This window comes from Arthrobacter sp. MSA 4-2, from assembly GCF_016405885.1.
Taxonomy (GTDB): domain Bacteria; phylum Actinomycetota; class Actinomycetes; order Actinomycetales; family Micrococcaceae; genus Arthrobacter_D.
The window spans coordinates 93,000-118,889 of the sequence record NZ_JAEKGC010000005.1 but is presented as its reverse complement, the minus strand read 5'-3'; the positions used below and the strand labels follow the sequence as shown (position 1 = coordinate 118,889).

The 25,890-nt window shown below is 67.7% G+C and carries 23 protein-coding genes, 1 pseudogene and 1 riboswitch; of the genes and pseudogenes, 8 read left to right on the top strand and 16 right to left on the bottom strand.

All coding sequences use genetic code 11. From position 1 onward, the window contains the following. Positions 1-71 precede the first annotated feature (71 nt). A riboswitch (SAM riboswitch) is annotated at positions 72-176 on the top strand. 4 nt (positions 177-180) lie between these two features. From sfnG to I6N91_RS07280, 3 genes are read left to right on the top strand one after another with little or no spacing between them, the layout of a single operon-like run. Beyond that, positions 181-1,335 (top strand): dimethylsulfone monooxygenase SfnG, encoded by a 1,155-nt coding sequence (sfnG, locus tag I6N91_RS07290; RefSeq protein ID WP_198811935.1) that lies wholly within the window; start codon positions 181-183, stop codon positions 1,333-1,335. Continuing rightward, positions 1,335-2,720, top strand: coding sequence for an O-acetylhomoserine aminocarboxypropyltransferase/cysteine synthase family protein (locus I6N91_RS07285; protein ID WP_233091580.1), 1,386 nt, complete (start codon positions 1,335-1,337; stop codon positions 2,718-2,720). The genes sfnG and I6N91_RS07285 overlap by 1 nt, the downstream gene beginning before the upstream one ends. Next, entirely contained in the window at positions 2,717-3,211 is a 495-nt protein-coding gene (locus I6N91_RS07280) for a CoA-binding protein (RefSeq protein ID WP_198811934.1), read from the top strand. Before I6N91_RS07285 ends, I6N91_RS07280 begins: the two co-directional genes overlap by 4 nt. Before the next feature lie 1,328 nt (positions 3,212-4,539). Here I6N91_RS07280 and I6N91_RS07275 read toward each other — a convergent pair. From I6N91_RS07275 to I6N91_RS07240, 8 genes are all read right to left on the bottom strand, one after another. After that, positions 4,540-5,094 carry an RNA polymerase sigma factor gene (locus I6N91_RS07275; RefSeq protein ID WP_198811933.1) on the bottom strand — a complete coding sequence of 185 codons (555 nt, stop codon included), beginning with the start codon at positions 5,092-5,094 and terminating at the stop codon, positions 4,540-4,542. Positions 5,095-5,401: 307 nt separating this feature from the next. After that, on the bottom strand, positions 5,402-6,637 hold the full coding sequence (gene mmsB, locus I6N91_RS07270) for a multiple monosaccharide ABC transporter permease (RefSeq protein WP_198811932.1): 1,236 nt from the start codon (positions 6,635-6,637) through the stop codon (positions 5,402-5,404). Between the two features lie 5 nt (positions 6,638-6,642). After that, positions 6,643-8,172: a multiple monosaccharide ABC transporter ATP-binding protein gene (mmsA, locus tag I6N91_RS07265; protein WP_198811931.1), complete on the bottom strand. Its 1,530-nt coding sequence runs from the start codon at positions 8,170-8,172 to the stop codon at positions 6,643-6,645. Positions 8,173-8,330: 158 nt separating this feature from the next. Continuing rightward, on the bottom strand, positions 8,331-9,449 hold the full coding sequence (gene chvE / locus I6N91_RS07260) for a multiple monosaccharide ABC transporter substrate-binding protein (RefSeq protein WP_198811930.1): 1,119 nt from the start codon (positions 9,447-9,449) through the stop codon (positions 8,331-8,333). Between the two features lie 53 nt (positions 9,450-9,502). After that, complete coding sequence (gene araA, locus I6N91_RS07255; RefSeq protein WP_198811929.1) at positions 9,503-11,017, bottom strand: L-arabinose isomerase; 1,515 nt, start codon at positions 11,015-11,017, stop codon at positions 9,503-9,505. Continuing rightward, positions 11,014-11,742 (bottom strand): L-ribulose-5-phosphate 4-epimerase, encoded by a 729-nt coding sequence (locus tag I6N91_RS07250; RefSeq protein ID WP_198811928.1) that lies wholly within the window; start codon positions 11,740-11,742, stop codon positions 11,014-11,016. The genes araA and I6N91_RS07250 overlap by 4 nt, the downstream gene beginning before the upstream one ends. Further along, on the bottom strand, positions 11,739-13,406 hold the full coding sequence (araB, locus tag I6N91_RS07245) for a ribulokinase (RefSeq protein WP_307843281.1): 1,668 nt from the start codon (positions 13,404-13,406) through the stop codon (positions 11,739-11,741). The genes I6N91_RS07250 and araB overlap by 4 nt, the downstream gene beginning before the upstream one ends. Before the next feature lie 280 nt (positions 13,407-13,686). Continuing rightward, complete coding sequence (locus I6N91_RS07240) at positions 13,687-14,721, bottom strand: LacI family DNA-binding transcriptional regulator (protein ID WP_198811926.1); 1,035 nt, start codon at positions 14,719-14,721, stop codon at positions 13,687-13,689. 142 nt (positions 14,722-14,863) lie between these two features. Here I6N91_RS07240 and I6N91_RS07235 point away from each other — a divergent pair, with 142 nt between their 5' ends. After that, a complete protein-coding gene (locus tag I6N91_RS07235) occupies positions 14,864-16,144 on the top strand; it encodes an FAD-binding protein (RefSeq protein WP_198811925.1) in 1,281 nt (426 codons plus the stop codon). 15 nt (positions 16,145-16,159) lie between these two features. Here I6N91_RS07235 and I6N91_RS07230 read toward each other — a convergent pair whose 3' ends face one another. Continuing rightward, positions 16,160-16,966, bottom strand: coding sequence for a carbon-nitrogen hydrolase family protein (locus I6N91_RS07230; protein WP_198811924.1), 807 nt, complete (start codon positions 16,964-16,966; stop codon positions 16,160-16,162). Positions 16,967-17,046: 80 nt separating this feature from the next. Here I6N91_RS07230 and I6N91_RS07225 point away from each other — a divergent pair, with 80 nt between their 5' ends. Next, the gene (locus I6N91_RS07225) at positions 17,047-17,541 is read left to right on the top strand and encodes a DUF427 domain-containing protein (RefSeq protein WP_198811923.1); all 495 of its coding nucleotides are present in this window, start codon (positions 17,047-17,049) and stop codon (positions 17,539-17,541) included. Between the two features lie 31 nt (positions 17,542-17,572). Here the strand turns inward: I6N91_RS07225 and I6N91_RS07220 are convergent, their stop codons facing one another. Then, on the bottom strand, positions 17,573-18,862 hold the full coding sequence (locus I6N91_RS07220; RefSeq protein ID WP_120165775.1) for an adenylosuccinate synthase: 1,290 nt from the start codon (positions 18,860-18,862) through the stop codon (positions 17,573-17,575). 158 nt (positions 18,863-19,020) lie between these two features. Between I6N91_RS07220 and I6N91_RS07215 the strand changes: the two genes are divergently transcribed. Continuing rightward, complete coding sequence (locus I6N91_RS07215) at positions 19,021-19,620, top strand: hypothetical protein (RefSeq protein ID WP_198811922.1); 600 nt, start codon at positions 19,021-19,023, stop codon at positions 19,618-19,620. A gap of 92 nt (positions 19,621-19,712) precedes the next feature. On the opposite strand, the pseudogene I6N91_RS07210 reads toward I6N91_RS07215, so the two are convergent. From I6N91_RS07210 to I6N91_RS07195, 4 genes and pseudogenes are all read right to left on the bottom strand, one after another. Continuing rightward, positions 19,713-19,926, bottom strand: a pseudogene (locus I6N91_RS07210) (helix-turn-helix domain-containing protein). A 142-nt stretch (positions 19,927-20,068) separates the two neighbouring features. Then, complete coding sequence (locus I6N91_RS07205) at positions 20,069-20,488, bottom strand: DUF3151 domain-containing protein (RefSeq protein WP_198811921.1); 420 nt, start codon at positions 20,486-20,488, stop codon at positions 20,069-20,071. Positions 20,489-20,490: 2 nt separating this feature from the next. After that, positions 20,491-21,510: a class II fructose-bisphosphate aldolase gene (fbaA, locus tag I6N91_RS07200; RefSeq protein WP_198811920.1), complete on the bottom strand. Its 1,020-nt coding sequence runs from the start codon at positions 21,508-21,510 to the stop codon at positions 20,491-20,493. A gap of 155 nt (positions 21,511-21,665) precedes the next feature. After that, complete coding sequence (locus I6N91_RS07195; RefSeq protein ID WP_307843280.1) at positions 21,666-22,268, bottom strand: TrmH family RNA methyltransferase; 603 nt, start codon at positions 22,266-22,268, stop codon at positions 21,666-21,668. Positions 22,269-22,419: 151 nt separating this feature from the next. Between I6N91_RS07195 and I6N91_RS07190 the strand changes: the two genes are divergently transcribed. Beyond that, complete coding sequence (locus I6N91_RS07190) at positions 22,420-23,199, top strand: HAD-IIA family hydrolase (protein WP_198811918.1); 780 nt, start codon at positions 22,420-22,422, stop codon at positions 23,197-23,199. 57 nt (positions 23,200-23,256) lie between these two features. Here the strand turns inward: I6N91_RS07190 and I6N91_RS07185 are convergent, their stop codons facing one another. Together I6N91_RS07185 and pyrE are read right to left on the bottom strand one after the other, a co-directional pair. Beyond that, a complete protein-coding gene (locus tag I6N91_RS07185) occupies positions 23,257-24,255 on the bottom strand; it encodes a thioesterase domain-containing protein (RefSeq protein ID WP_198811917.1) in 999 nt (332 codons plus the stop codon). 69 nt (positions 24,256-24,324) lie between these two features. Further along, on the bottom strand, positions 24,325-24,915 hold the full coding sequence (gene pyrE / locus I6N91_RS07180) for an orotate phosphoribosyltransferase (RefSeq protein ID WP_198811916.1): 591 nt from the start codon (positions 24,913-24,915) through the stop codon (positions 24,325-24,327). A 126-nt stretch (positions 24,916-25,041) separates the two neighbouring features. Between pyrE and nadE the strand changes: the two genes are divergently transcribed. Beyond that, on the top strand, positions 25,042-25,866 hold the full coding sequence (gene nadE / locus I6N91_RS07175) for an ammonia-dependent NAD(+) synthetase (protein ID WP_198811915.1): 825 nt from the start codon (positions 25,042-25,044) through the stop codon (positions 25,864-25,866). Positions 25,867-25,890: the final 24 nt, after the last annotated feature.

Genomic DNA, 25,890 nt, shown 5'->3' with positions numbered 1-25,890 from the left:
TACCCGCAATGCCGCGACCCGCAACGACACATTTCTTGGTCCCTGCGCCGCGTCCCTGTCAGACTCGGGGGGAACCATCCCGAGCGGCCGAGAGATCTGGCTCTATGACGCCGCAGCAACCCTGGCCAGCGCCCACAGCGCTGACAGTAGGGTGCTACCGCCAGAATCGATGGAGGAATAATGAGCACTGCCGATTTTTCGCAACCCCTGAAGTTCGCCTACTGGGTGCCGAACGTGAGCGGCGGGCTCGTCGTCTCAACGATCGAACAGCGCACCGGCTGGGACTTCGAGTACAACCGGAAGCTTGCGCGGATCGCCGAGGACGCCGGGTTCGAGTACGCGCTGTCCCAGACCCGGTATGCCGCCTCCTATGGCGCCGATAAGCAGCACGAAGCCACGGCCTTCTCCCTGGCCCTGCTCGCGGCGACGGAGAAACTGAAGGTGATTGCGGCCGTCCACCCGGGCATGTGGCATCCGGGGGTGCTCGCGAAGTTCATCATCACCGCCGACGTCATCTCCAACGGCAGGGCGGCGGTCAATATCGTCTCGGGCTGGCTGAAAAGCGAGTTCACCGGCTTCGGGCTCCCCTGGCTGGAGCACGACGAACGGTACGTGCGCACCGAGGAGTTCATCCGCGTGCTGCGCGGCCTGTGGACCCAGGAGCACTACAACCAGGCCGGAAAGTACTACAACATCACCGACTTCACGCTGAGCCCGGCGCCCGTCGAGGTGCCCGGACGGGCGCACCCCGAGATCTTCTTCGGCGGAAACTCGACGGCGGCGCAGGCCACCGCGGGCCGGGTGGCCGACTGGTACTTCTCCAACGGCAAGGACCTCGAGGGCTTCCGGGAGAACATCGCCGGCGTGCGTGCCTCGGCCGCCGCGGCCGGGAGGCACCCGCGCTTCGGCCTCAACGGGTTCGTGATCGCCCGGGACTCCGAGAAGGAGGCCCGCGAGACCCTCCGCGAAATCGTCGCCAAGGCGCACCGGCCGGCCGTTGAGGGGTTCCGGGACGCGGTCCAGGAGGCCGGCCCCTCGACCCGTGACGGCAAGGGCATGTGGGCCGACTCCAGCTTCGAGGACCTCATCCAGTACAACGACGGCTTCCGCACCCAGCTGATCGGCACGCCCGAGCAGATCGCCGAGCGGATCATCGAATATAAGAAGCTCGGCGTGAACCTGATGCTCACCTGCTACCTGCACTTCCAGGAGGAGGTCGAGGCGTTCGGCCGGGATGTCCTGCCGATCGTCCGCTCGCTCGAGGCGGACCTCGCGGACCGGGCCGGCGTCGACTTCCACCTCCCCACCCCCTCAACCGTGAAAGCAGGGCTCTGATGGCCGAGCGAACCTTTGGATTCCGGACCCGGGCGCTCCACGCCGGTGGGACCCCCGACGCGGCGCACGGCGCCCGCGCCGTCCCCATCTACCAGACGACGTCGTTCGTCTTCAAGGACACCAACGACGCCGCCAGCCTCTTCGCGCTGCAGAAGTACGGCAATATCTACTCCCGGATCGGCAACCCCACGGTTGCGGCGTTCGAGGAGCGCATCGCCTCCCTCGAGGGCGGCATCGGCGCCGTGGCGACAGCGTCGGGCATGAGCGCCGAGTTCATCACCTTCGCCGCGCTGTGCCAGGCCGGTGACTCCATCGTCGCCGCCTCCCAGCTGTACGGCGGAACGGTGACGCAGCTCGACGTCACGCTCCGGCGCTTCGGCATCGACACGACCTTCGTTCCCGGGACGGACCCGGCCGACTATGCGGCCGCCATCCGGCCGAACACGAAGGCCGTCTACGCGGAGGTCATCGCCAACCCCTCGGGCGAGATTGCCGACCTCGAGGGCCTCGCGGCGGTGGCCCACGATGCAGGGGTGCCGCTGATCATCGATTCGACCCTCAGCACCCCCTACCTCATCCGGCCCATCGAGCACGGAGCGGACATCGTGATCCACTCGGCCACCAAGTTCATCGGCGGCCACGGGACGACCCTTGGCGGCGTCGTCGTCGAGAGCGGGAAGTTCAACTGGGGCAACGGCAAGTTCCCGGGCATGACCGAGCCCGTTCCCTCCTACGGGAACATCCAGTGGTGGGCGAACTTCGGTGAATACGGCTTCCTCACCAAGCTGCGCACCGAGCAGCTGCGCGACATCGGACCGTCCCTGTCGCCGCAGTCGGCCTTCCAGCTCCTGCAGGGTGTCGAAACCCTTGCCCAGCGGCTCGATGAGCACCTGAAGAACGCCAAGGCCGTCGCCGAATGGCTGCAGGCCGACCCGCGCGTCGCCTACGTAAACTACGCCGGGCTGCCCAGCCACCCGCACCACGGGCGGGCGGCAAGGTACCTGCCCTCGGGGCCGGGATCGGTGTTCAGCTTCGGCATCCGCGGCGGCCGCGCAGCCGGTCAGCGGTTCATCGAGGCGTTGCAGCTCGCATCGCACCTGGCGAACGTTGGGGACTCGCGCACGCTTGTGATCCACCCCGGCTCGACGACCCACCAGCAGCTCTCGCCCGAGCAGCTGAGCGCGGCGGGCATCCCCGAGGACCTGGTCCGCATCTCGGTTGGCCTTGAGGACCTCGAGGACATCCTGTGGGACCTCGACCAGGCACTGACCGAAGCCGTCGAGCGCGATGGCTCCGCCTCCCTGCCGCAGGTACCGACAGAGGGCGGCACCGGGAACTCCGCCGACGGGCAGGCCCCGACGTGCGCGGTGGGGGTCGGGGCATGAGCGCGGCAGAGCGCACGTGGGAAGGTCCCTCGGCACCGGAGCGGCTGGCCCTGCTGCGCGGTACGAAGTCGGTGGCGATCGTCGGGGCCTCGGACAAGCCCTCGCGCGCCTCGTACTTTGTGGCGACCTACCTTCAGTCCTCGTCGCCCTACCGGCTGTACTTCGTCAATCCCGTGGCCACGCAGATCCTCGGCCAGCCGGCATATGCCTCGCTAGCCGACCTTCCAGAGGTTCCCGACGTGGTCGACGTCTTCCGCAAGCACGACGACCTCCCGTCGGTGCTCGACGAGACCCTCGACGTCGGCGCACGAACGCTGTGGCTGCAGCTGGGGTCCTGGCACGAGGACGTGGCCCGGCGCGCCGAGGGCGCAGGGCTATCGGTGGTGATGGACCGCTGCCTGAAGATCGAGCACGCCCGCTTCCACGGCGGACTGAACCTCGCCGGGTTCAACACCGGCGTCCTCTCCTCGAAGCGGCAGGTCCTCTCCTGACAGCGGCGCGGGTTCCCGCGACGACGAGGGTGCCGGAGACAGCAGCGCTGGTTCCGGCGGGAGTTGCGGCTTCGGTGCGTCCCCGGCCAGGGGCGGGGGTCCCCTGAGAGCGGCGGGGCCTGAAACCCCGTCGGTCGACGGCTTCTCCGGGCCTGAAGTCTCGGGCGCTTGTGAAGTCTCCGGCGCTTCTGAGGTGTCGGGTTCTTTTGAAGTCGCGGGGGCTGGAAGCTCAGGGTGCGAAGTATCAGCGTCCGGAACGTCCGAACGTTGCGGTTCCGGCTCGAACGGATCCAACTCCAGCTCCGGCGTAGCCAGGTCCGGGGCCGGAGGATCGAGGTCGAGCCCGCCTCCGGTTTCCGGCCCTGCCGGCGTCTGAGGCTCCGCCCAGCGATCGGCGCCCGGGCCTACTTCGGCCGGACGTTTCCGCACCCATTCCGGCGCCTCCCCGGGCGCCTCGGGCTCCGGTCCGGCTCCTTGTCCGTTCTCGGGCGCACCCTGTTGCGGTTTGGCCGGCTTCGCCTTTGTCGGCTTGGGCTTCGACGGGCTCTGTCCCGCCGGCTTCGTCCCGGTTGGTTTCTTGTCCGCAGGCTGGGATTCCGGCTTCGATTCCGCAGGCCCGGATTTCGCCGGCTTCGGCCCCGGGTTGAAATGCCCCTGGTGCCCCGCCTCCGGCACTGATGACGGGCGGTCGGGCGCCGCTTCGAGGGTGGTGCCTTCCCGGTCGGTGCCCGTTCCACCGGAGCCATCGGAGGAGGGGTGGGTGGGTCTACGCCCTGGTTCGGTGGTTCCGGAGGCTCCGGCGGCGCCTGTTGCATCTGTCCCCGTCTGTCCGGTGACTCCCGCCGCCTCCATCCCCATGGGTCCGGCAGCACCGGTCGATCCGGTTCGATCGGCAGCATCCTGGGCCGCCGGGCCGCCCTGAGGTCCGGCGATGTCCGGCAGGTCCGATGCAGACGGCGGCTGCGCAGGGTCGATGGGTGCGGGGCCCGCCACCGTCCCGCCCTGTCCGCCCATGACGGAATGGACCGCACTGCCGAGGTCGTCCGCGAAGGTGCCCGGCCCGGCGGCCACGCCGGACATGCCCAGGCCCATCGAGACCGCGAGGGTGCCGCCGATGATTGGGCCCCGCAGCCGCTTCCGGCGTCCGCGGTCCGGCGCATCCGCTGGAGCGAAGAAGGCAAGAAGGTCCGCTCCCGGAGCGGGAACGGGCCGGTCCCCCAGGCCCTTCACGCAACCCAGCACGCCGAGGAGCTCCGGGGCCACGGGCAGCGCTGCCTCATCGAACAGCTGGGAAAGGCGCTCGTCATCGGCCGGTGGCTTGCCCGCCGTCATGACGCCTCTTTTTGGTTGAGTTCCACAAGTTCCTTCAGACGGAGCAGCCCCCGCCGCTGTAGCTGTTTGATCGAGCCTGTCGACCTGCCCATCACGTCCCCGACCTGCTCAAGCGAAAGCCCGGCAACGATGCGCAGCAGCAGGACCTCCCGGTGCTCGTCCTTGAGCGCCGTCAGGAGTTCCTCGATATTGCCTTCACCGAACCGGTTGAGTGCCACGGATTCGGCCGACGCGCTGGTGCGGGAATCGGCGTCGGGCTCGTACCCGGTGAGCAGGGGGCCGCGCGCCCTTTTGCGGACCTCATCGACCCACCGGGCATGGGCAACCGAAAAAACGAACGTCCGCAGCTCCCCCGGCCCACCCTGAAGCGACGTGAGCTTGGTGAAGACCGTGAGGAAGACCTCCTGGGTCAGGCCTTCCGGATCCTCGGCACCCCGGCCCGAGAAGTAGCCGAGCACCAGTGGGCTGAGCTGTGAGTAGATCCATTCAAAGGCTGCCGGGTCCCCCTTCTGAGCGCGTGCGAGCGCTTCGTCTGGCAGCATGCGGACCATGGATTTCCTCGCGAAGGGTGGGTGGAGAAGTCAGCTTATCCGCTGGGTAGCGCAGGGGGTGGAAGGCCTGCCGCTCTTCGGCGGGCGCGTCGCGCTGCGCGGAAGGAAGGGCGTTCCGCATTGGCCGGCCTGCACGGATCAGGAGGCGCCGGCCGGGTTTTACCGGCCGGCCGGCCGGCCGGGGCACTGGTCCCCTCAAAAGAAGAAAGGCCGCACCGAGACCCAATGGGGGATAAGCCTCGGTGCGGCACTTACACACAGGTAATCGTCCGCGTTGCCGCAAAGGTTACGCGGCCCCGCCGATTTTTTATTTGAGTGCGCTCGATGCACGTCGCTTGTTGAAGACGTCGAAGCCAACTGCGAGCAGGAGCACCATTCCCTTGATGAACTGCTGGTAGTCACTTCCCACCCCGAGCAGGGACATGCCGTTGTTGAGCACGCCCATGATCAGTCCGCCCGTGATGGCGCCGATCACCGTTCCGACCCCTCCGGTGACCGCTGCTCCGCCGATGAAGGCCGCGGCGATGGCGTCGAGCTCGAAGAGGTTTCCGGCACCGGGACCCGCCGAGTTGAGGCGGCCCGTGAAAATCAACCCCGCCAGCGCGGCGAGCACACCCATATTCACGAAGAGGTAGAAATCGATCTTCTTGGTGTTGACCCCTGAGAGCTGCGCTGCTTGGAGGTTGCCGCCCCGGGCGTAGATGTGCCGGCCGAAGACGCTGTTGCCCATCACTGCGCTGTAGGTCACCACCAGAAGTCCCAGCACCACGAGGACGATGGGGGTTCCGCTGCGCGAGCTGGCCAGCAGGTAGGTCAGGCCGAGGATGACGACGGCGCCGAAGGCCAGCTTCGTCGCGAACCAGGCCATCGGTTCGTCATCGAGCTTCAGCTTGGCGCGCGTCGCCCTTCCGCGCAGCTGGCTGCCGATGAGCAGCCCGGCGGCGAGGACTCCGAGGCCCACGGTGGTCCAGTCGAGGATGTTCGTGTCGGCCGGGAAAAGGCCGGGGAACAGGAACCCGCCGCCCAGCTGACGGTACTCGGCAGGGAACCCCGTGATGCGCCGGTTTTCGAGGGTGATCTGCGTGAGTCCGCGGAAGACGAGCATTCCCGCGAGGGTCACGATGAATGCGGGGATCCCCATGTAGGCCACCCAGAAACCCTGCCACGCCCCGACCAGGCCGCCGATGACGAGCGAGGCGGTGAAGGCGAGCCACCAGGGCATGTTCCAGTCCTGGATCATGATGCCGGACATGGCGCCCACGAACGCGGCGACCGAGCCCACGGAGAGGTCGATGTGTCCGGCGACGATAATCATCACCATGCCGATCGCGAGCAGCAGGATGTAGCTGTTCTGCACGATGATGTTGGAGACGTTGTCCGGTTGCAGCAGCTTGCCGGCGGTCAGCACTTGGAACAGCGTGACGATCACCAGGAGCGCTACGAAGATGCCGATCTGGCGGAGCCTGCTCGCTAGGAACCTTCCGGCATCGGTCAGTGTGGGCGCCGCGGGTTTGAGAGCGGCGTCGGTAAGGGTCGAAGCCATGGGGTTCAGTCCTTTTCCTTTGTCATGTGCTGCATGAGGAGCTCGGGTGTCGCCTCACCGATCGGTACCTCGGCGGTGATCGAGCCCTCGGCGAGGGTGTAGATGCGGTCGCAGATGCCCAGCAGTTCCGGCAGCTCCGAGGAGATGACGACCACCGCCTTGCCCTGGGCCGCGAGCGAATTGATGATCGTGTAGATCTCGTACTTGGCGCCGACGTCGATGCCGCGCGTGGGCTCATCGAGGATGAGCACATCCGGATCGGCGAACATCCACTTGGAGAGCACCACTTTCTGCTGGTTCCCTCCCGAGAGCTTCCCCGTCACGGAGGTGACCGAGGGTGCCTTGATGTTCATCGAGGTCCGGTATCCCCCGGCCACGACCGCTTCGCGTCCGCTGTCGACCCAGCCGCGCCGGGCGAGCTTGCCCAGTGCGGCGCCGGAGATATTGCGCTTGATGTCGTCGAGGAGGTTCAGCCCGTAGCGCTTGCGGTCCTCGGTGGCGTAGGCGATGCCGTGGCGGATGGCCTCGCTGACCGTGCGGGCCGAGATCTCCTTGCCGTCCTTGTACAGCTTCCCGGAGATGTTCGAGCCGTAGCTGCGCCCGAAGATGCTCATCGCAAGTTCGGTCCGTCCGGCGCCCATGAGGCCCGCGATTCCGACGATCTCCCCGGCCCGCACGCTGAGGTTGGCGCGGTCCACGACGACCCGTGAGTGCTCCTGCGGGTGGTGCACGGTCCAGTCTTCGACCCGAAGGATTTCGTCCCCGATCGAGGGCGTGCGTTCCGGGTAGCGGTTCTTCAGCTCGCGGCCGACCATGCCCTTGATGATGCGGTCCTCGGTGACCGAACCGTCGTGGAGGCTCAGCGTCTCGATGGTCCTGCCGTCGCGCAGGATGGTCACGGAGTCGGCGATGGCGCGGATCTCATTGAGCTTGTGGCTGATGATGATGGAGGTGACCCCTTCATCACGCAGCCCCTTCACCAGGCCCAGCAGGTGCGCCGAGTCCTCGTCGTTGAGCGCGGCCGTCGGCTCATCGAGGATGAGCAGCTTCACGTTCTTCGAGAGCGCCTTGGCGATCTCCACGAGCTGCTGCTTGCCGACCCCGATATCGCCGGCCCGCACCACCGGATTGAGCGTCAGCCCGACGCGCTTGAGCAGCTTGGCCGCCTCGACATTGGTTTCATTCCAGTCGATGAAGCCCCGGCTTGAGCGCTCGTTGCCGAGGAAGATGTTCTCGGCGACGGAGAGGTACGGCGACAGCGCCAGCTCCTGGTGAATGATCACGATGCCGCTGTGTTCGCTGTCCTTGATGTCCTTGAAGGAGACGGCAACGCTCTCGAATCGAATGTCGCCCTCGTAGGTGCCGTGCGGGTAGACGCCGGACAGCACCTTCATGAGGGTCGACTTGCCTGCGCCGTTCTCACCGCAGATCGCATGAACCTCGCCCCGCGACACCGCGAGGTTCACGTCGGAGAGGGCCTTGACCCCGGGGAAGGTCTTGCTGATCCCACGCATCTCAAGAATGTGCTCGGTCATTGAGCGTCCTTTGGAAGTTGGAGTAATCGATGTGCTGAACAGCAGGCCGGGCGGCATCACCGCCGCCCGGCACTGTGTTTACTTCAGGCCGTGTTTACTTCAGGCCGTGCTTACTTCAGGCCATGCTTACTTCAGGCCGGGCCTACTTCGGGCTGTGCCTACTTCAGGTCGTCTTCGGTGTAGTAACCGGTTTCGACCAGGCTCTTCTCGTAGTTGTCCTTGGTGACGATTTCCGATTCGAGCAGGTAGGAGGGAACGATCTTCTCGCCGTTGTCGTAGGTCTCCTCGTCGTTGACCTCCGGCTCCTCGCCCTTCATCAGGGAATCGACCATGGTGACGGCGCGCTTGCCGAGTTCCCGGACGTCCTTGAAGATCGTCGAGTACTGCTCGCCGGCGATGATGGACTTCACCGAGCCGACCTCGGCGTCCTGGCCCGTGACCACGGGCAGGTCGTCCTTGGAGTACCCGCCGGAGGTCAGCGCGGAGATGATGCCGATTGAGAGGCCGTCGTAGGGCGAGAGGACGCCGTCGAGGCGCTTGCCTTCGCCGACGGTGAGGAGGTCCTCCATGCGGTCCTGGGCGGTGTCGGGGAGCCAGCGCAGGATCGCGGCCTGCTCGAAGTCGGTCTGGCCGCTGGGAACCGTCAGCACGCCGCTGTCGAGGTGGGGCTGAAGGACTTCCATTGCGCCGTCCCAGAAGAAGGTGGCGTTGTTGTCGTCGGGGCTTCCGGCGAAGAGCTCGACGTTGAAGGGCCCCTTCTCGCCGGTTTCCTCGCCGTTCTCATCGAGGACGCCGAGCCCGGTCAGCAGGGAGGTCGCCTGCTGGACGCCGACCTCGAAGTTGTCGAACGTCGTGTAGTAGTCGACGGTCTCGGAGCCGTTGATCAGGCGGTCATAGGCGATGACGGGGATGTCCTGGGATTCGGCGGTGTCGAGGACGCTTGTGAGGGTGGTGCCGTCGATCGAAGCGATGACGAGCGCCTTCGCGCCGCCGTTGATCATGTTTTCGATCTGTGAGACCTGGGTGGGAATGTCGTCGTTCGCGTACTGGAGGTCGACCTCGTAACCGAGTTCCTCGAGCTGGCTCTTGACGTTCTCGCCGTCGGCGATCCAGCGTTCGGACTGCTGGGTGGGCATCGCGACGCCGATCTTGGCGCCTTCGTTCGAGCCTTCGCCGCCTTCCGCTCCGGCGTTTCCGCCGCGGCTGCCGCCGCAGGCGCTCAGGCTGAGCGCGAGCACGCCGGCTGCGGCGATGCCCTTGAGGAAGTTCTTGTTCATAGGGGTTTCCCTTTCGTCGGCCCGGGCGCCGTCGCCCGGGGTTGCTGCGTGGATTACAGTTTTGAGGCGAGCCGGTAGTAGGCCGCGTTCCAGCGCAGTTCGCGCTGGAATTCCCGCAGGGTCGTCGAGTCGTCGATGCGCAGGAGTTCGGTTTCGGCGATCACGGCGAAGTCCTCGAAGACGTCGAGTCCGACCGCTGTGCTGAGCACCGTGTGGTGGGCTGCACCGGCGCTGAGCCAGGCCGCAGCCGAGGTTGCGAGGTCCGGTGCGGGTTTCCAGACCGCACGGGCCACCGGGAGGTTCGGCAGCGGGGCGTCCGGCGGCACGACGTCGACGGCATTGGCGGTGAGCCGGAACCGGTCGCGCATGTCGGAGAGTGCGACGACGACGCCGGGCCCGGGATCGGTGTCGAACACGAGCCGAACCGGGTCCTCCCTGCCGCCGATTCCCAGCGGGTGCACCTCAAGGGAGGGACGCGCCGTCGTCAGGGTGGGGCAGATCTCGAGCATGTGGGCTCCAAGGATCTTCTCCTCCCCCGGGACAAGGTGGTAGGTGTAGTCCTCCATCAGCGAGGCGCCGCCGGGCAGGCCCGCACCCATGACCTTCGCGGCGCGCACCAGGACGGCGGTCTTCCAGTCGCCTTCGGCGCCGAAGCCGTAGCCCTTGGCCATCAGCCGCTGCACGGCGAGGCCCGGAAGCTGCCGCAGGCCGCCGAGGTCCTCGAAACTCGTCGTGAACGCACCGAAGCCGCCGGCCTCGAGGAAGGAAAGAAGGCCCAGCTCGAGGCGGGCGCCGTAGCGCAGCGACTCGTGGCGTTCGCCGCCGCGCCGCAGTTCCGGGGCCACGTCGTAGCTTTCCTCGTATTCGGCGACGAGCTCGTCGATGAGGTGCTCAGGCTGGGCGTCGACGACCTCGACGAGGTCGTTGATGCCCCACGTGTTGACCGAGACGCCGAAGCGCAGTTCGGCCTCGGTCTTGTCCCCCTCGGTGACGGCGACATAGCGCATGTTGTCGCCGAAGCGGGCGACCTTCAGTTCGTGAACGGCGGCCCAGCCTGCGCAGGCGCGTTGCCAGCTGGAGACCTGGCCGGTGACGGCCGGGTTGGTGACGTGCCCGACGACGGTCTTGCGCGGGACGCCGAGCCGCGACTGGATGTACCCGAACTCGCGGTCGCCGTGCGCGGCCTGGTTGAGGTTCATGAAGTCGAAGTCGATCTCGGCCCAGGGCAGGGCGACGTTGATCTGGGTGTGGAGATGCAGCAGCGGCTTCCGCAGCGCGTCCAGGCCCGCGATCCACATCTTGGCGGGGCTGAAGGTGTGCATCCAGGCAATGATGCCGATGGCGTTGTCCGCCGCGTTGGCCTCCAGGGCCATCCTGCGGATCGAATCCGAGTCCTTGAGGGTCGGCTTCCAGACGACCTCCACTGGCAGTCCGGAGTCGTTGAGGATCTTTACGATCTCCTGGGACTGCAACTCCACCTGGGCGAGGGTCTCCTCGCCGTAGAGGTCCTGGCTGCCGGTGAGGAACCAGATTTCGTAGCTGTCGAAGGTGGTGCGAAGTGAGGTCATCGGGTGGCTCCTGCCTGGGTTGGGGCCTGCGCGGCGGGCTGACCGTAGACGTTCTGGTAGCGCTCGAAGAGAGAATCGATGTGGGCGTCGGCGATGGCCGCGGGCTCCCCCAGCTGGCGGGAGAGGTGCACGGTGCGGGCGACGTCCTCGAGCATGACGGCGGCCTTGACGGCGTCGCGGGCGTCCTTGCCGATGGTGAAGGGGCCGTGGTTCTTCATCAGCACGGCCCGTGAGCGGTGCCCTGCCAGGGTGTCGACGATGCCCCTGCCGATGGAGTCATCACCGATGACGGCGAAGGGGCCGACCGGCACCTCTCCGCCGAACTCGTCGGCCATCGCCGTGAGAACGCAGGGAATCGCCTCGCCGCGGGCCGCCCAGGCGGTGGCGTAGGGCGAGTGGGTATGGACCACCCCGCCTACCTCGGGAAGGTGCCGGTAGACATAGGCGTGGGCCGCGGTGTCACTCGAGGGTGAACGTTCACATCCTGCGGTTCCCGCGACGACGGAGCCGTCGAGGGTGCACAGGATCTGGTTTTCGGCGCACAGGTCGTCGTAGCCAACACCGCTGGGCTTGATGACGAACAGGTCCGCTCCAGGCACCCGGCCCGAGACGTTCCCTCCGGTCCACACGACCAGCCCGTAGCGCACGAGTTCGGCGTGCAGGTCGGCGACCTCCCGGCGGGTGCGGTCGATCGCCTCCTGAAGGGCGGGGCTAAAGCCAGTCATGCCGACACCGCCTGCACCGGAGAAACCGAAAGGGCAGAGCGCCGCATCGCCTTGAGCCGGCGCATCACGTTGTTGCCGCCGCGGCCGAAGTAGTCGTGAAGCTCCCGGTACTCCGCGTACAGCGCGGTGTAGGCCTCGACCCTGGCGGGATCGGGGGTGAATGCCGCGCGCTCCAGGCGGCCCATCGCCCCAGCGGCTGCGGAGATGTCCGGGTACTCTCCGGCGGCGACGGCGGCGTGGATGGCGGAGCCGAGTGCCGGCCCCTGGGCGCTTCCGATGACGGAGATGGGCATATTCAGCACGTCCGCGTAGGTCTGCATCAGGAAGGAGTTCCGGATGAGCCCACCCGCCGCCACGAATTCGGTCACCGGGACCCCTGAGTCGTTAAAGGCCTCGACAATCCTCCGGGTTCCGAAGGCCGTCGCCTCAAGGAGCGCCCGGTACACCTCGTGAGGTGCGGTGGCGAGGGTCAGCCCCACGATCAGGCCGGAGAGCTCGTGGTCGACGAGGACCGAGCGGTTGCCGGAGTGCCAGTCGAGGGCGATCAGGCCCGAGGCGCCGACGGGTTCGTTCCGGGCCTGCTCGGTCAGGTACTCGTGCACGCTGAGTCCTGTCCGTGCCGCCTCCGCGGAAATGTCCGCAGGAACCTGGTTTGCGACAAACCAGGCGAAGATGTCTCCCACCCCTGACTGCCCGGCCTCATAGCCGTACAGTCCCTCGACGATCCCGCCGTCGACGACGCCGCACATCCCGGGGACTTCCCGGAGCGCCTCGGAGTTCATCACGTGGCAGGTCGAGGTTCCCATGATGGCGACCATCTGCCCGGGGTCGGTGGCCTGCGCCGCGGGCGCGGTGACGTGGGCGTCGACATTGCCGACGGCGACCGCGATGCCCTCCGGCAGCCCGGTCCAGCCGGCGGCCTCCGCGGACAGGGTTCCGGCGGCGGAGGCGAGTGCACCGATGGGATGCTCCACCTTGTCCTCGGCGAAGGAGGCGAAATCCGAGTTCAGCGCCGCGAGGAACTCCCGGGAGGGGTAGGCGCCGTCCTGCAGGATGCCCTTGTAACCGGCGGTGCAGGCGTTGCGGACGTAGCGGCCGGTCAGCTGCCAGACGATCCAGTCGGCGGCCTCAACCCAGTGGTCCATGCGGGAGTAGAGCTCGGGGTCCTCCTCAAGGAGCTGCAGTCCCTTGGCGAACTCCCATTCGCTGGAGATCAGCCCGCCGTACCGGGGCAGCCAGGTTTCACCGCGCTGCCGGGCGAGTTCGTTGATGCGGTCGGCCTGGCCCTGTGCGGCGTGGTGCTTCCAGAGCTTGACGTAGGCATGGGGACGGGAGGCGTAGCCGGGCAGTTCGTTGAGCGGCGTGCCGTCGGCGGTGGTGGGGATCATCGTGCAGGCAGTGAAGTCCGTTCCCACGCCGACGACGTCCTGGGGTGAGATGCCGGCGTCGCGCACCGCTGCGGGGACGGCGGTGCGGAGGACCTCGACATAGTCCGCGGGCACCTGCAGCGCCCAGTCGGGGGGAAGCGGTGCACCGGTGGCGGCAAGGACCGAGTCCATGACGGCGTGTGGGTATTCGGTGACTGCCGAGCCGACTTCGGCGCCATCGCTCACCCGCACCACGACGGCGCGCCCGGAGAGCGTGCCGAAGTCGATACCGATCACGTATTTCGGGGCGACAGGGGACCCGGGCCGGGCCGCCGGGGAGCCGGACGTCTGGCGCGCTGCGGCCGGATGGGTGGGGGAAGCTTCGCTCACGAAAAAACCTCATTGTCTTTCGGGTGATGCCTGGCCAGCGGACATCTTCGCCGTCGACCCGCGATGTGAACGGTCACATTCACTGTGGGTGCCACGATACACGGATAGCAGCGGCTCGGGTTCGGAGATTTCGGTAACGCTTCCATAACGGGAGTCGGACCAGACTGCCCGCAGGGTGACACAGAGGTCAGGGGGGCGGCGCGGTAGTGGATCGGCGCACGATCAATTCCGGCGCGATGTCTCCCTGCGGCAGAGAGGGCCCATGGCCGAGCATCCCGAGCAGGGCGGCCACACAGCGCCGCCCAAGCTCAGGGAAATCCTGGCGCACCGTCGTGAGCGGCGGAAGGTAGTGGGCGGCCTCGGGGACGTCATCGAACCCGACGACGCTGATATCGCGCGGGACCCGCAGTCCGGCCTCCGCAAAGGCGTGGATGAGCCCCAGCGCCATCTGGTCGTTCGACGAGAACACCGCACTGAAGCCGCCGGCCCGCATCGCGGCCTTCCCGGCGCGGTACCCCGACTCGGCGGTCCAATCGCCGTCCGGCGCGTCGAGGGGCGGGACATTCCAAGCCGCCATCTCTTCCCGGTAGCCCTGAAGCCTCGCCGCGGATTCCACCCAGCCTTCCGGTCCAGCCAGATGCAGGACACGGCGGTGTCCAAGCTCCAGCAGGTGCCTGGTCGCGAGTCGTGCACCGGACAGCTGGTCGACGGAGAGCCGGTGGTCGGAGAAACGGCCCGTCGAATGCACCGTGACGAAGGGCAACCGGATTGCGAGATCCTCGATCACCTTGAGGGACCGGGACTGGGGTGCGAGGATGACCAGTCCCTCCACCGCATGGTCCATCAGTCGATCCAGCGCCGCAACGATCGAGCCGTGGTCGGTGCGTTCAAGGTTGGCGACATCGATCCAATAGCCCGCGTCGGCGGCTGCCTCCTGGATGGCCTGCAGGCTTGCCGCGGGGCCGTACTCGACACCGTGTGAGACGAGCACCCCCAGGATGCCTGACCTGCTGGTGACAAGGGTGCGTGCGGCCCGGTTCGGCCGGAATGAAAGTTGCTCCATCGCCTCAAGGACGCGCTTCCGCGTTTCCTCCCGCAGGCTGGGGTGGTCATTGATCACCCGCGAGACCGTCTGGTGGGACACCCCCGCGGCGCGGGCCACGTCCCGGATATTTGCGGCACGTTCCGGCCGCACCGCTTCTCCGGAAATGTTGTCCGTCATGGCGGACACGCTACTGCACTGCGCCGGTCCCGGCCGCCCGTGCGAACCTCGCGGCGGATGTCCCTAGAGTGGTCTTGGTGGTGCTGCCACCCGGTGACGGCTTGGTTGCCGGTGAAACGTGCCGATGGACGAGGATGGAGACATGACGCCCGAATACAACTGGGCCGGCAACCTGGGCTACCGGCAGGATCGGCTTGAACGCCCCACCGAGGTGCACGCCCTTCAGGAGATTGTCGCTGCGGCGTCCTCGGTGCGTGCGCTCGGCAGCCGCCATTCCTTCAACGACATCGCGGACACCACCGGCTCGCTGGTATCCCTTGAGAACCTGCCCTCCACCATCAGCGTCGACGGCGCAGGACGAACGGTGACCGCCGGCGCAGCCACCCGCTACGGTGAACTCGCCGCCGAACTCCAGCGGCAGGGTTTCGCGCTCGCCAACCTCGCCTCCCTGCCCCACATTTCCGTCGCCGGAGCGGTCGCCACGGCCACCCACGGCTCGGGGAACGGCAACGGGAACCTCGCCACCGCCGTTGCCGCCATCGAGTTCGTCACGGCCTCCGGGGACCTGCGCACCGTGCGGCGGGGCGAGGACCCGGATTTTGAGGGCATGGTGGTGAACCTTGGGACGCTCGGGATCATGACCCGGCTCACCCTCGACATCGAGCCGTCCTTTACGGTGCGCCAGAACGCCTACACCGACCTGCCGTGGGCCCGGGTGCTGAGGGATTTCGAGGAGATCACCGGCGCCGCCTACAGCGTCAGCCTGTTCACCGACTGGGCCGGCGGCACCGTCAGCCAGGCCTGGCTGAAGTCGCGGACCTCGGCGGACGACGGCGGCCCGGCCGCTGAGGCGTTCTTCGGCGGAACGAGGGCCGCGGAGCCGCTGCACCCGGTCCCCGGCATGTCACCGGTGAACTGCACGCAGCAGCTCGGCGTGCCCGGGCCCTGGTCGGACCGCCTCGCCCACTTCCGCCTCGCCTTCACCCCGAGCAGTGGTGCGGAACTGCAGTCCGAATACCTGGTCGGCTCCGAGCACGCCCTGGCGGCGATCGACGCGGTCCGCTCCCTCGCTCCGAAGCTCGCACCGCTGCTCCAGATCTCGGAGATCCGCACGATGGCGGCCGACCGCCTGTGGCTGAGCGGCAACTACGGCCGTTCGGGGATCGGCCTGCACTTCACCTGGAAGCCCCTGCAAGCCGAGGTCGAGGCCTTCCTTCCCGAGCTCGAGTCCAGCCTCGCCCCCTTTGCGGCCCGGCCGCACTGGGGCAAGCTGTTCACCGGGCAGGCCGGCCCGCTCGAGCGCCTGTACCCGCGCCTCGGGGATTTCCGGGCGCTGGCCGACGCCTGGGATCCGCAGGGCAAGTTCCGCAACGGCTTCCTCGAGCGGACGGTGTTCGCCCCGGCCGCCTCCCCGGCGTCCTGAGCGGAAGCTACGGTCCTAGTGCGCGTCGACGATCGCCCCGTTGGGCCCGAAGCGGCGGTTGCGCAGCACGGGAAGGAACTCGCGGACGTCGTCGACCCGGTGCCGGGTGACCTCCGTCGTCACGACGGCCTCGGACTCGTGTTCGAGGAAGGCGTGCGCGACGCCCATCGGGTCGAGGATGGCCGAGTGGCCGATGGTGTGGTCGCTCGAGGTGCCGGCGGCGGCGATCCAGACGGTGTTCTCGATGGCGCGGGCCTTGAGGAGGGTCTCCCAGTGCTCGATCTTGTGCTCGCCCTGGAACCAGGCAGCGGGCACGCAGATCAGGTCGGCGCCGGCGTCGGCGAGCGCCCGGGCCTGCTCCGGGAAGCGGACGTCGTAGCAGGTCATCAGCCCCACGGACATCTCCCCGAGCGGCACCACGGTGAGGCCGCCGTCGCCGGGTTTGATCCGCTTCGACTCCTGGTAGCTGAACGCGTCGTAGAGGTGAAGCTTCCGGTAGGTGTCGGTGATCCGGCCGTTCCGGTCGATCAGCACCAGCGTGTTGTAGGGGCGTTCCTCCCCGCTTGACTCATAGCCGCCCGCCACGATCGCGAGGTCGAGCTCCGCGGCCAGGAAGGAGAGCTGCTGCACGAAGGTGCTCCAGCTGCCCTCGACGGCGGCCTGCAGCGGGCCGGTGACCTTGCCGATGGTGAACATCGACTCTTCCGGGAACACGATGAGCTCCCCACCGTCGGACTTTGCCTTCCGGGCGAGCTTCCGCATCACTTTGAGGTTCCCCTGCACGTCCCCGCCCGGCCGGAACTGTCCTACGCTGACTTTCATATTCCCCGCCTCCGCGTCGCTGTCCCCTGCGCACAAGCCTACAGACTGCGCAGCGGGTTGCTAAAGGCTAGCGTTGGGCCATGAGCATTCGACGCGCAGTCCCCGGTCCCGGCCAGGAATCCGTCTGGGACTATCCGAGGCCACCACGGGTGGAGGCGAGCACCGAGGAGATCGTCGTGCGGTTCGGCGGCGAGGAGATCCTGCGAACCTCCTCGGCCCTGCGGGTGCTCGAGACGAGCCATCCGCCGGTGTACTACCTGCCGGCCGCGGACTTCGCGCCCGGGGCGCTGCAGGCCGCGGAGGGAAGTTCGTTCTGCGAGTTCAAGGGCACCGCAGGCTACTTCGACGTCGTCGGCGGCGGGAGGCGCGCGGCGCGGGCGGCCTGGACCTATCCCTCTCCCTCGGCCGGTTACGAGGACCTCGCCGGCCGCGTCGCCGTGTACCCGGGGGCGATGGATTCCTGCACCGTGGACGGTGAACAGGTCACCGCGCAGGCCGGGGACTTCTACGGCGGCTGGGTCACCGCGCGGATCGTCGGGCCTTTCAAAGGCGGGCCGGGAACCCGGGGCTGGTAGCGCCCCGGGTCCGCGGGCTCGAGGTGCTGCGTCAGCCGGTGATGAGGTCGTTGACCACGATGGTCTGGTCGCGGTCCGGGCCGACGCCGATGGCCGAGAACCGGGTCCCCGACATCTTCTCGAGCGCCCGCACGTAGACCTGTGCGTTATCCGGCAGGTCCTCGATGCTGCGCGCACCGGTGATGTCCTCGGTCCACCCCTCGAAGTATTCGAAGATCGGCTTCGCATGGTGGAACTCGGTCTGGGTCATGGGCATCTCGTCGTGGCGTACGCCGTCGACGTCGTAGGCGACGCAGACGGGGATGCGCTCGATGCCCGTGAGCACGTCAAGTTTCGTCACAAAGTAGTCGGTGAAGCCGTTGACGCGGGCCGCGTGGCGCGCGAGCACGGCGTCGTACCAGCCGGTGCGGCGCGGACGCCCGGTGTTCACGCCGAACTCCCCGCCGGTCTTCTGCAGGTAGAGGCCCATGTCGTCGAAGAGCTCGGTGGGGAACGGACCGGCGCCCACGCGCGTGGTGTAGGCCTTGATGATGCCCACGGCCCGGGTGATGCGGGTCGGGCCGATGCCCGAGCCGACCGAGGCGCCGCCCGCCGTCGGGTTGGACGAGGTGACGAACGGGTAGGTGCCGTGGTCGACGTCGAGGAAGGTGGCCTGGCCGCCCTCCATGAGAACGACCTTGCCCTCGTCGAGCGCCTCGTTGAGGACGAAGGTCGAATCGATCACAAGAGGCCGCAGGCGCTCGGCATAGGACAGGAAGTACGAGACAATCTCATCCACCTCCACGCTGCGGCGGTTGTAGACCTTCACCAGCAGTTCGTTCTTCTGCTTCAGGGAGCCTTCGACCTTCTGGCGCAGGATCGACTCGTCGAAGACGTCCTGGACGCGCAGGCCGAGCCGGGCGACCTTGTCCATGTAGGCCGGGCCGATGCCGCGGCCGGTCGTGCCGATGGCGCGCTTGCCCAGGAAACGCTCGGTCACCTTGTCGAGCACCTGGTGGTACGGCGCGACGAGGTGCGCGTTGGCCGAAATCCTCAGCTTGGAGGTGTCTGCACCCCGGGCCTCGAGTCCGTCGATCTCGTCGAACAGCGCCTCGAGGTTGATCACGCAGCCGTTGCCGATGATGGGGATGGCGTTCGGGCTGAGAATGCCGGCGGGAAGGAGCTTCAGCTCATACTTCTCGCCTCCGACGACCACTGTGTGCCCGGCGTTGTTGCCTCCGTTGGGCTTGACCACGTAGTCGACACGACTGCCGAGCAGGTCGGTGGCCTTGCCTTTACCTTCATCGCCCCACTGGGCTCCGACAATCACAATCGCAGGCATGGGATCCTCCCCCATTGTGGCGGCGCGGTGCGCGGTTCTGGTGCAGCCGCTGCCGTCATGAGAATGCCCCCGGACATGCGCCCGTTCCCGGCCGCATCAGGGGCTCTTACGTCCCAAGTTTAGCCGAGCGCGCGGTAACGGCGCTGCACAATGGTGCAATGGACCGATTTACAGGACATATCGCCGGCATCGGCACCGCCTCAGGCACCCGGCTGGTGGTGGGCCGGTGGGACGAGTCGCCCTTCGGCGCCTTCACCGACGTCATGATGGAGGACGCCGGCGGCCGCCGGACCCTGCTGGCCCCCTCGGAGGACATCGCCGCCTACGTCGGGTCGACCTACTCCTTCGACGAGGTCCGGGTGGTCCCGGTCTTCTCAACGCTGTCGGCCTCGCACCTCACGGTCGAAGGCGGCGGCCTGCACCTCAGCGCCGACCTCGGAGCACCCACCCCGCTGGGGCGGCTGCTAGGGCTGGTCCCCCAGGCCCTCGCCACGAGTCCCCGGTGGCTCGCACTGATTTCACCGGCGGCGGCTCTTCTCCTGCCGGGGGTCCGCACCGCAGGCTCGGCCGGCAACGGCCGCCGCGAGTACTACGGAGTCACCTCCGCCCGGAGCATTACCGCCGCCTCGGCCGAACTCCACGGGGCGGGCCTGGGGCCGCTCGCGCCGCTGCGACCCGCGGTCCGGTTCGGCTTCAGTTCCGCCCCTGCGGCGCCCCAGATCGTCAGCGTCGTGACGACCATTTCACACGCCGGCTGAACCGGCTGTTCGAGCACCCAGGTTCAATCACCCCGGGCCGACCGCCCGCGCGCCCATCCGGACGGGCGCGGACCGCCGCCCCCGTGGAAGGGTTATCCCACGGAGCGCCGCTCCGGGTTCATCACATCCAGGTACTGCTGTACTGCGTCCTCAGGGACCCGGTAGGAACGCCCGAAACGGATCCCGTGAATCGCCCCCGACTGAACCAGCCGGTAGACCGTCATCTTGGAGACCCGCATCATCGAGGCCACCTCCGACACGGTAAAAAGGTGAGTTGGAATTGTCTTGTTGTCCGCCACGGCACACCCGCTTCCACAAACCCAGCCGCCACTTTGGCGACTCCCTTAACTGTGTTGGTTCCAGTGGAAGGCTCACAAGGGATCGCGCTACTCGTTTCCCGGTACAGCAAAGACGAGTAGTTCGGTGGAGCGGGTGCGCGCCGGTGGAATCAGGACCCGAGCTGGGCGCTTGCCTCGGGGTCGGATTCCCGCAGGAACACCGCAATCCGCTCCGCTTCCTCGATCTCGCCGATCGAGGCGGCGGCCCGGCCCAGGGCGTAGAGGGACCTCAGGAAGCCCCTGTTGGGCACATGGGAGTACGGCACCGGTCCGGCGCCGCGCCAGCCGTTGCGGCGCAGCGCGTCAAGGCCCCGGTGGTAGCCGGTGCGGGCGTAGGCGTAGGACTCGATGGTGCGGCCCTCGGCGTAGGCCTCATCGGCGAGGATGGCCCACACCAGCGACGACGTCGGGTGCTTCGCCGCCAGGTCCACCGCCTCGTCGCCCGCCTTGAGCCGGGCCTCGACCTCGGGTTCCTCGGGCAGGTACGTCGGCTCTGGACCGAGCAGGTTCTTGCGGAATTCGTCGGACATCTCTAAAGCTTCTTTCCTGCCGAGCCCAGGGACTCGGCCGCTTCGACGACGCGGGCCGCGAGGGCCGCTTCGGCCGAGGCGCCCCAGACGCGGGGGTCGTACACCTTCTTGTTGCCCACTTCGCCGTCGACCTTCAGGACGCCGTCGTAGTTGCGCAGCATGTGGTCCGCCACGGAGCGGGTGAATGCGTACTGGGTGTCGGTGTCGATGTTCATCTTGATGACCCCGTACGACACGGCGTCGGCGATCTCCTGCTCGCTGGAGCCTGAGCCGCCGTGGAAGACCAGGTCGAACGGCTTGTCCTTGCCGAGCTTGGAGCCCACCTGCTGCTGGATGTCCTTGAGGATCTCCGGGCGCAGCTTGACTCCACCGGGCTTGTAGACGCCGTGGACGTTGCCGAAGGTGAGGGCGGTGATGTAGCGCCCGTGCTCGCCGGAGCCCAGGGCGTCGACGGTGGCCAGGGCGTCCTCGACCGTTGTGTAGAGCTTGTCGTTGATGGCGTTCTCGACGCCATCCTCCTCGCCGCCGACGGTGCCGATCTCCACCTCGAGGATGATCTTCGCGGCTGCCGCACGGGGCAGGATCTCGCGGGCGATGCGAAGGTTCTCCTCGAGGGTCTCGGCGGAGCCGTCCCACATGTGCGACTGGAAGAGCGGGTTGCCGCCGGCCTTGACCGCTTCCTCGGAGGCCGCAAGGAGCGGCAGCACGAAGTCGTCGAGCTTGTCCTTGGGGCAGTGGTCGGTGTGGAGGGCGATGTTGACGTCGTACTTCTTCGCCACTTCGTGGGCGAAGGCCGCGAAGCCCCGGGCCCCTGCAACCATGTCCTTTACGCTGGCCCCGGACCAGTAGGCCGCCCCGCCCGTCGAAACCTGAACGATGCCATCGGAACCCGCCTCGGCGAAGCCGCGCATGGCGGCGTTGAGGGTCTGCGACGACGTGACGTTTACCGCCGGGTACGCGAAGCCACCGGCCTTCGCGCGGTCGATCATGTCGGCATAGATTTCGGGTGTGGCGATGGGCATGGTCGACTCCTTGTAGCTGGGTTCGTGGACGCCGGGCGGAAAGCACCCTGTGCGGTCGTTCCCATCCTAGCCATCCGCCCGTGCCCCCGCAGGGCTAATCGGTGCGGTGCCCTTCGGCCTGGGCTCAGGCCTCCTGCCCCTGGGGCCGGCCGTGCTTAGACGCGCTGGTCGAACACGTGCCTGCGGATCCAGCCGTGCATGGCGATGGCCGCGGCCGCCGAGGCGTTGATCGACCGTGTCGAGCCGAACTGTGCGATGGAGAGGGTTGCCTCGGCCGCGGCGTGGACCTCCGGGGTCAGCCCCGGCCCCTCCTGCCCGAACACGAGGACGCACCGCTCGGGCAGGTCGTAGGTCTCGAGCGGCACCGAATCGGGGAAGTTGTCGATGCCGATGACCGCGAAGCCTTCGGCATCCGCCCAGGCCACGAAGTCCTCGACCGTCGGGTGGTGGCGGACGTGCTGGTAGCGGTCGGTCACCATGGCCCCGCGGCGGTTCCAGCGGCGCCGCCCGATGATGTGCACCTCGGCGGCGAGGAAGGCGTTCGCGGTGCGCACCACCGAGCCGATGTTCAGGTCGTGCTGCCAGTTCTCGATGGCGACGTGGAACGGGTGCCGGCGGGTGTCAAGGTCGGCGACGATCGCCTCGTGGTTCCAGTACCGGTAGGCGTCCACCACGTTGCGGGTGTCCCCCGCTTCGAGCAGCTCCGGATCCCACTGCGGCCCCGAGGGCAGCTCGCCCTCCCAGGGCCCCACGCCCACCGGTGCGGCAGCGTCCGGAGCCCCCGCCGGCGGGGTGTCCTGCCCGGGCCCCTGCGGGGCGGCGTCGTCGTTTTCGCCTCGATTTTTCACCTCTCAAGCCTAAGGTGAAAGACTGACCCGGATTCCCCGCCCAGCCCACCGAAGGAAGCAGATGCGCAACAACGACTACATTGAGTGCTGGCTGACGGACATGGACGGCGTACTGGTTCACGAGAACCATCCGATTCCCGGAGCCGCGGAGCTGATCGAGCGCTGGGTCGCCACCTCGAAGCGGTTCCTCGTGCTGACGAACAACTCCATCTACACCCCGCGTGACCTCGCGGCACGGCTTGCGGCGTCGGGCCTTGAGATTCCCGAGGAGAACCTGTGGACCTCGGCGATGGCCACCGCGGAATTCCTCAAGGGCCAGCTGCCGGGCGCACGCGCCTACGTGATCGGCGAGGCCGGCCTCACGACGGCCCTTCACGAGGCCGGCTTCGTGCTCACCGACACGAACCCCGACTACGTGGTGCTCGGGGAGACCCGCACCTACTCGTTCGAGGCCATCACCATGGCCATTCGGCTGATCCTCGACGGGGCGCGGTTCATCGCGACCAACCCCGACGTCACCGGCCCGTCCAAGGAGGGCCTGCTTCCCGCCACCGGTGCGATTGCGGCGCTCATCACGGCGGCGACGAATAGGGACCCCTACATCGTGGGAAAGCCCAACCCGATGATGTTCCGTTCGGCCATGAACCAGATCGAGGCGCACTCGGAGACCACCGCGATGATCGGCGACCGGATGGACACCGACATCATCGCCGGCATGGAGGCGGGCCTCCACACCGTCCTCGTGCTCAGCGGGATCACCCAGCGTTCAGACATCGAGGCCTACCCCTTCCGGCCGGCCCAGGTGATCAACTCGGTCGCTGACCTGATCGACACCTTCTAGGTCGTCGACAGCTTCCGGGCCCCGAGCAGCGGTGAGGCCACCACAAGTCGCCGCGGGTCAGGTCACTGTGGCGCGGCCGCCGCCGCGGGGCAGCGGGATCAGCTGCTCCTGAACCTGCTGCAGCAGCGGACGGTAGGTCAGCGGGTTCCACTGCGGGCTCGCGTGGGCCGGGCGGGCCCCTTCGGTCACCAGGTCGCTCAGGATGAGGTTCCTCGGGAAGATCTCTGCCCAGCCGGCCCGGGCCGTGCCGTAGTTCACCACGGGGTCCTCCGGGTTCCCAAGGAACGCCAGCTGCGTGGCACCCAGGGCGTCCCGGAAGCGTGTCGGGTCGAAGTGGTAGATGTAGGAGGCCTGGGACTGGATCAGGACGCTGCTTGGGGCCAGCGGCGAGAGCTGCTCGAAGGTCTGGTCGATGATCTTGCGCCACGTGCGTTCGTTCTTGTGGGCGATGCGCTCACCGAGTTCGTACCCGCCCCGCACCACCGTGGGAATCCGGTACCCGGCCTCGTACAGGAACACCACGCCCTCGAACATTTCCTGTTCGAGTACGTCGAACTTCGTGTGGGGGCTCGAGTCGAGCACAATCAGCTCGACGGGGATGCCGCGGGCGGCGAGCCGGGCCGCGACCTCGACGGCGACCATCCCGCCGAAGCTGTGGCCGTAAAAGTAGAGCTTTTCAAGCTGGAAGTTCCGCACGTACCGGTTCAGTTCCGCGACGATATTGCTCACGTCAAGCCCGCGGTTCGAGTACCCCACGGTAGCCATCTGCGCCCGCCGTGACAGCGTGGGCCGCAGCGAATTGAGGATCCACAGGGCCTCCTCCCAGCTGGTCTTATAGCCGGGAAAAAGCACCCAGCGGGAGTGCGGGAAGGCGGCCCGGGCGCCGTCGTCGGGCACCGGGAGCAGGCGAAGGTTCTCCCGTTCCTGCTGGATCCTGCGGGTGAGGACGAGGTCCGCGGCGAGCGCCAGGCCGAGCGAGGAACCGGTCAGGAACGCCCTGCGGGAGAAGGCACCGACCTCACTTGCGTCACCCAGCAGGCGGCGGGCATCATCCATGGCGGATCAATCGCCTCCCGTCTCTCCAGATGTCGTCCCTCCGCACTTCCGCCGGCAGCTGCCCGCACCTCAGTCGAGGCCGAGTTCTTCCTTCCCGAAGGCGTAGAAGTAGGGCACCCGCGCTTCGGCTTCGATCCGCTCGCGCGAACCGGTGTTCCGGTCGACGATGACGGCGACCGCGCGCACGTCGCCGCCGGCCTTACGGACGCCCTCCACGGCGGTCAACGCCGATCCCCCGGTGGTCGAGGTGTCCTCAAGGACCACCACGGGCCTGCCGGAGACGTCGGGTCCCTCGACCTGGCGTCCCATGCCGTGGGTCTTCGAGGTCTTCCGGACGACGAAGGCGTCGACCGGGCGCCCGGCCTGGGCTGCGGCGTGCATGAGGGCGGTCCCTACCGGATCCGCGCCCATGGTGAGCCCGCCCGCGCTTTCGAATTCGATTCCTGCGTCATCCAGCAGCCGGAGCATAACGCGCCCGACGAGCTGGGAGGCCTCGTGGTGGAGGGTGATCCGGCGCAGGTCGATGTAGTAATCGGCCTCGACCCCGCTGGAGAGCGTCACCTTCTCGTGCACCACGGCGAGTTCCTTGATGAGTTCGAGGAGCCGGGCGCGGTCGGCGGCGGGTGCTGAGGTGTCGGCGGGCGAGATGTCGGCGGTCATGGACCGAGTCTATCGAGTCCCCGGGACCGCTGCGCCCGGTCCGGGAGGGCCGGAGGCGGGCCCTCGTTGCAGCCCTACCGCCCCCCGCGTAACGCCCCCGAAACCTGCGCGTAGTAGCCTGAGCGCATGCGCGAACTCCAGGCGAAGATCATCGATGAAATGGGCGTGCGCCCCAGCATCGACCCCGCGGGGGAAATCCGGACCCGCGTCGGGTTCCTCAAGGACTACCTGCGGGCGAGCCGGACGAATGGGTTCGTCCTCGGCATCAGCGGCGGGCTCGACTCCACGCTCGCCGGCAAGCTCGCCCAGCTCGCCGTGGACGAGCTGCGCGCGGAGGGCGAAGACGCCGACTTCATCGCCGTCCGCCTGCCCTACAACGCCCAGAAGGACGAGGAGGACGCCCAGGCCGCTCTCGCCTTCATCGAACCGCGCAGCACGCGCGAGTACAACGTCGCCCCCGCCGTCGACGGCTTCCAAGACGAGTATGTGAAGACCACCGGCGAGAAGATTTCGGACTTCAACAAGGGCAACATCAAGGCCCGCGCCCGGATGGTGGCCCAGTACGCCCTCGCCGGCCAGCACAACCTCCTGGTCCTCGGCACCGACCACGGCGCTGAGTCCGTCACGGGCTTCTTCACCAAGTACGGCGACGGCGGAGCCGACATCCTGCCGCTGTTCGGGCTGAACAAGCGCCAGAACCGGGAGCTGCTGAAGGAACTCGGAGCCCCCGAGGCGCTGTACAACAAGGTTCCGACGGCCGACCTGCTCGACGACGCGCCCGGCCAGGCGGACGAGAAGGAACTCGGCCTGACGTACGACCAGATCGATGACTACCTCGAAGGGCGCGAGGTCGCCGAGGCGGCCGCGGCGGCCATTGAACACCGTTACTGGATCACCCGCCACAAACGCACCGTTCCGGTCACCCTTTTTGATTCCTGGTGGCGGGGCTGAAGCAACCCGTTGGTAACCTAGTGC

Excerpts from the sequence above, each read along its gene's own strand:
- I6N91_RS07280 (WP_198811934.1), top strand. The coding sequence starts at position 2,717 with ATGAGCGCGGCAGAGCGCACGTGGGAAGGTCCCTCGGCACCGGAGCGG.
- pyrE (WP_198811916.1), bottom strand. The coding sequence starts at position 24,915 with ATGACCGCCGACATCTCGCCCGCCGACACCTCAGCACCCGCCGCCGAC.
- I6N91_RS07215 (WP_198811922.1), top strand. The coding sequence starts at position 19,021 with ATGGACCGATTTACAGGACATATCGCCGGCATCGGCACCGCCTCAGGC.
- I6N91_RS07220 (WP_120165775.1), bottom strand. The coding sequence starts at position 18,862 with ATGCCTGCGATTGTGATTGTCGGAGCCCAGTGGGGCGATGAAGGTAAA.
- I6N91_RS07225 (WP_198811923.1), top strand. The coding sequence starts at position 17,047 with ATGAGCATTCGACGCGCAGTCCCCGGTCCCGGCCAGGAATCCGTCTGG.
- I6N91_RS07205 (WP_198811921.1), bottom strand. The coding sequence starts at position 20,488 with ATGTCCGACGAATTCCGCAAGAACCTGCTCGGTCCAGAGCCGACGTAC.
- sfnG (WP_198811935.1), top strand. The coding sequence starts at position 181 with ATGAGCACTGCCGATTTTTCGCAACCCCTGAAGTTCGCCTACTGGGTG.
- I6N91_RS07275 (WP_198811933.1), bottom strand. The coding sequence starts at position 5,094 with ATGGTCCGCATGCTGCCAGACGAAGCGCTCGCACGCGCTCAGAAGGGG.
- I6N91_RS07185 (WP_198811917.1), bottom strand. The coding sequence starts at position 24,255 with ATGGATGATGCCCGCCGCCTGCTGGGTGACGCAAGTGAGGTCGGTGCC.
- araA (WP_198811929.1), bottom strand. The coding sequence starts at position 11,017 with ATGACCTCACTTCGCACCACCTTCGACAGCTACGAAATCTGGTTCCTC.
- I6N91_RS07285 (WP_233091580.1), top strand. The coding sequence starts at position 1,335 with ATGGCCGAGCGAACCTTTGGATTCCGGACCCGGGCGCTCCACGCCGGT.
- nadE (WP_198811915.1), top strand. The coding sequence starts at position 25,042 with ATGCGCGAACTCCAGGCGAAGATCATCGATGAAATGGGCGTGCGCCCC.
- mmsB (WP_198811932.1), bottom strand. The coding sequence starts at position 6,637 with ATGGCTTCGACCCTTACCGACGCCGCTCTCAAACCCGCGGCGCCCACA.
- I6N91_RS07230 (WP_198811924.1), bottom strand. The coding sequence starts at position 16,966 with ATGAAAGTCAGCGTAGGACAGTTCCGGCCGGGCGGGGACGTGCAGGGG.
- mmsA (WP_198811931.1), bottom strand. The coding sequence starts at position 8,172 with ATGACCGAGCACATTCTTGAGATGCGTGGGATCAGCAAGACCTTCCCC.
- I6N91_RS07235 (WP_198811925.1), top strand. The coding sequence starts at position 14,864 with ATGACGCCCGAATACAACTGGGCCGGCAACCTGGGCTACCGGCAGGAT.
- I6N91_RS07240 (WP_198811926.1), bottom strand. The coding sequence starts at position 14,721 with ATGACGGACAACATTTCCGGAGAAGCGGTGCGGCCGGAACGTGCCGCA.
- fbaA (WP_198811920.1), bottom strand. The coding sequence starts at position 21,510 with ATGCCCATCGCCACACCCGAAATCTATGCCGACATGATCGACCGCGCG.
- I6N91_RS07190 (WP_198811918.1), top strand. The coding sequence starts at position 22,420 with ATGCGCAACAACGACTACATTGAGTGCTGGCTGACGGACATGGACGGC.
- I6N91_RS07250 (WP_198811928.1), bottom strand. The coding sequence starts at position 11,742 with ATGACTGGCTTTAGCCCCGCCCTTCAGGAGGCGATCGACCGCACCCGC.
- chvE (WP_198811930.1), bottom strand. The coding sequence starts at position 9,449 with ATGAACAAGAACTTCCTCAAGGGCATCGCCGCAGCCGGCGTGCTCGCG.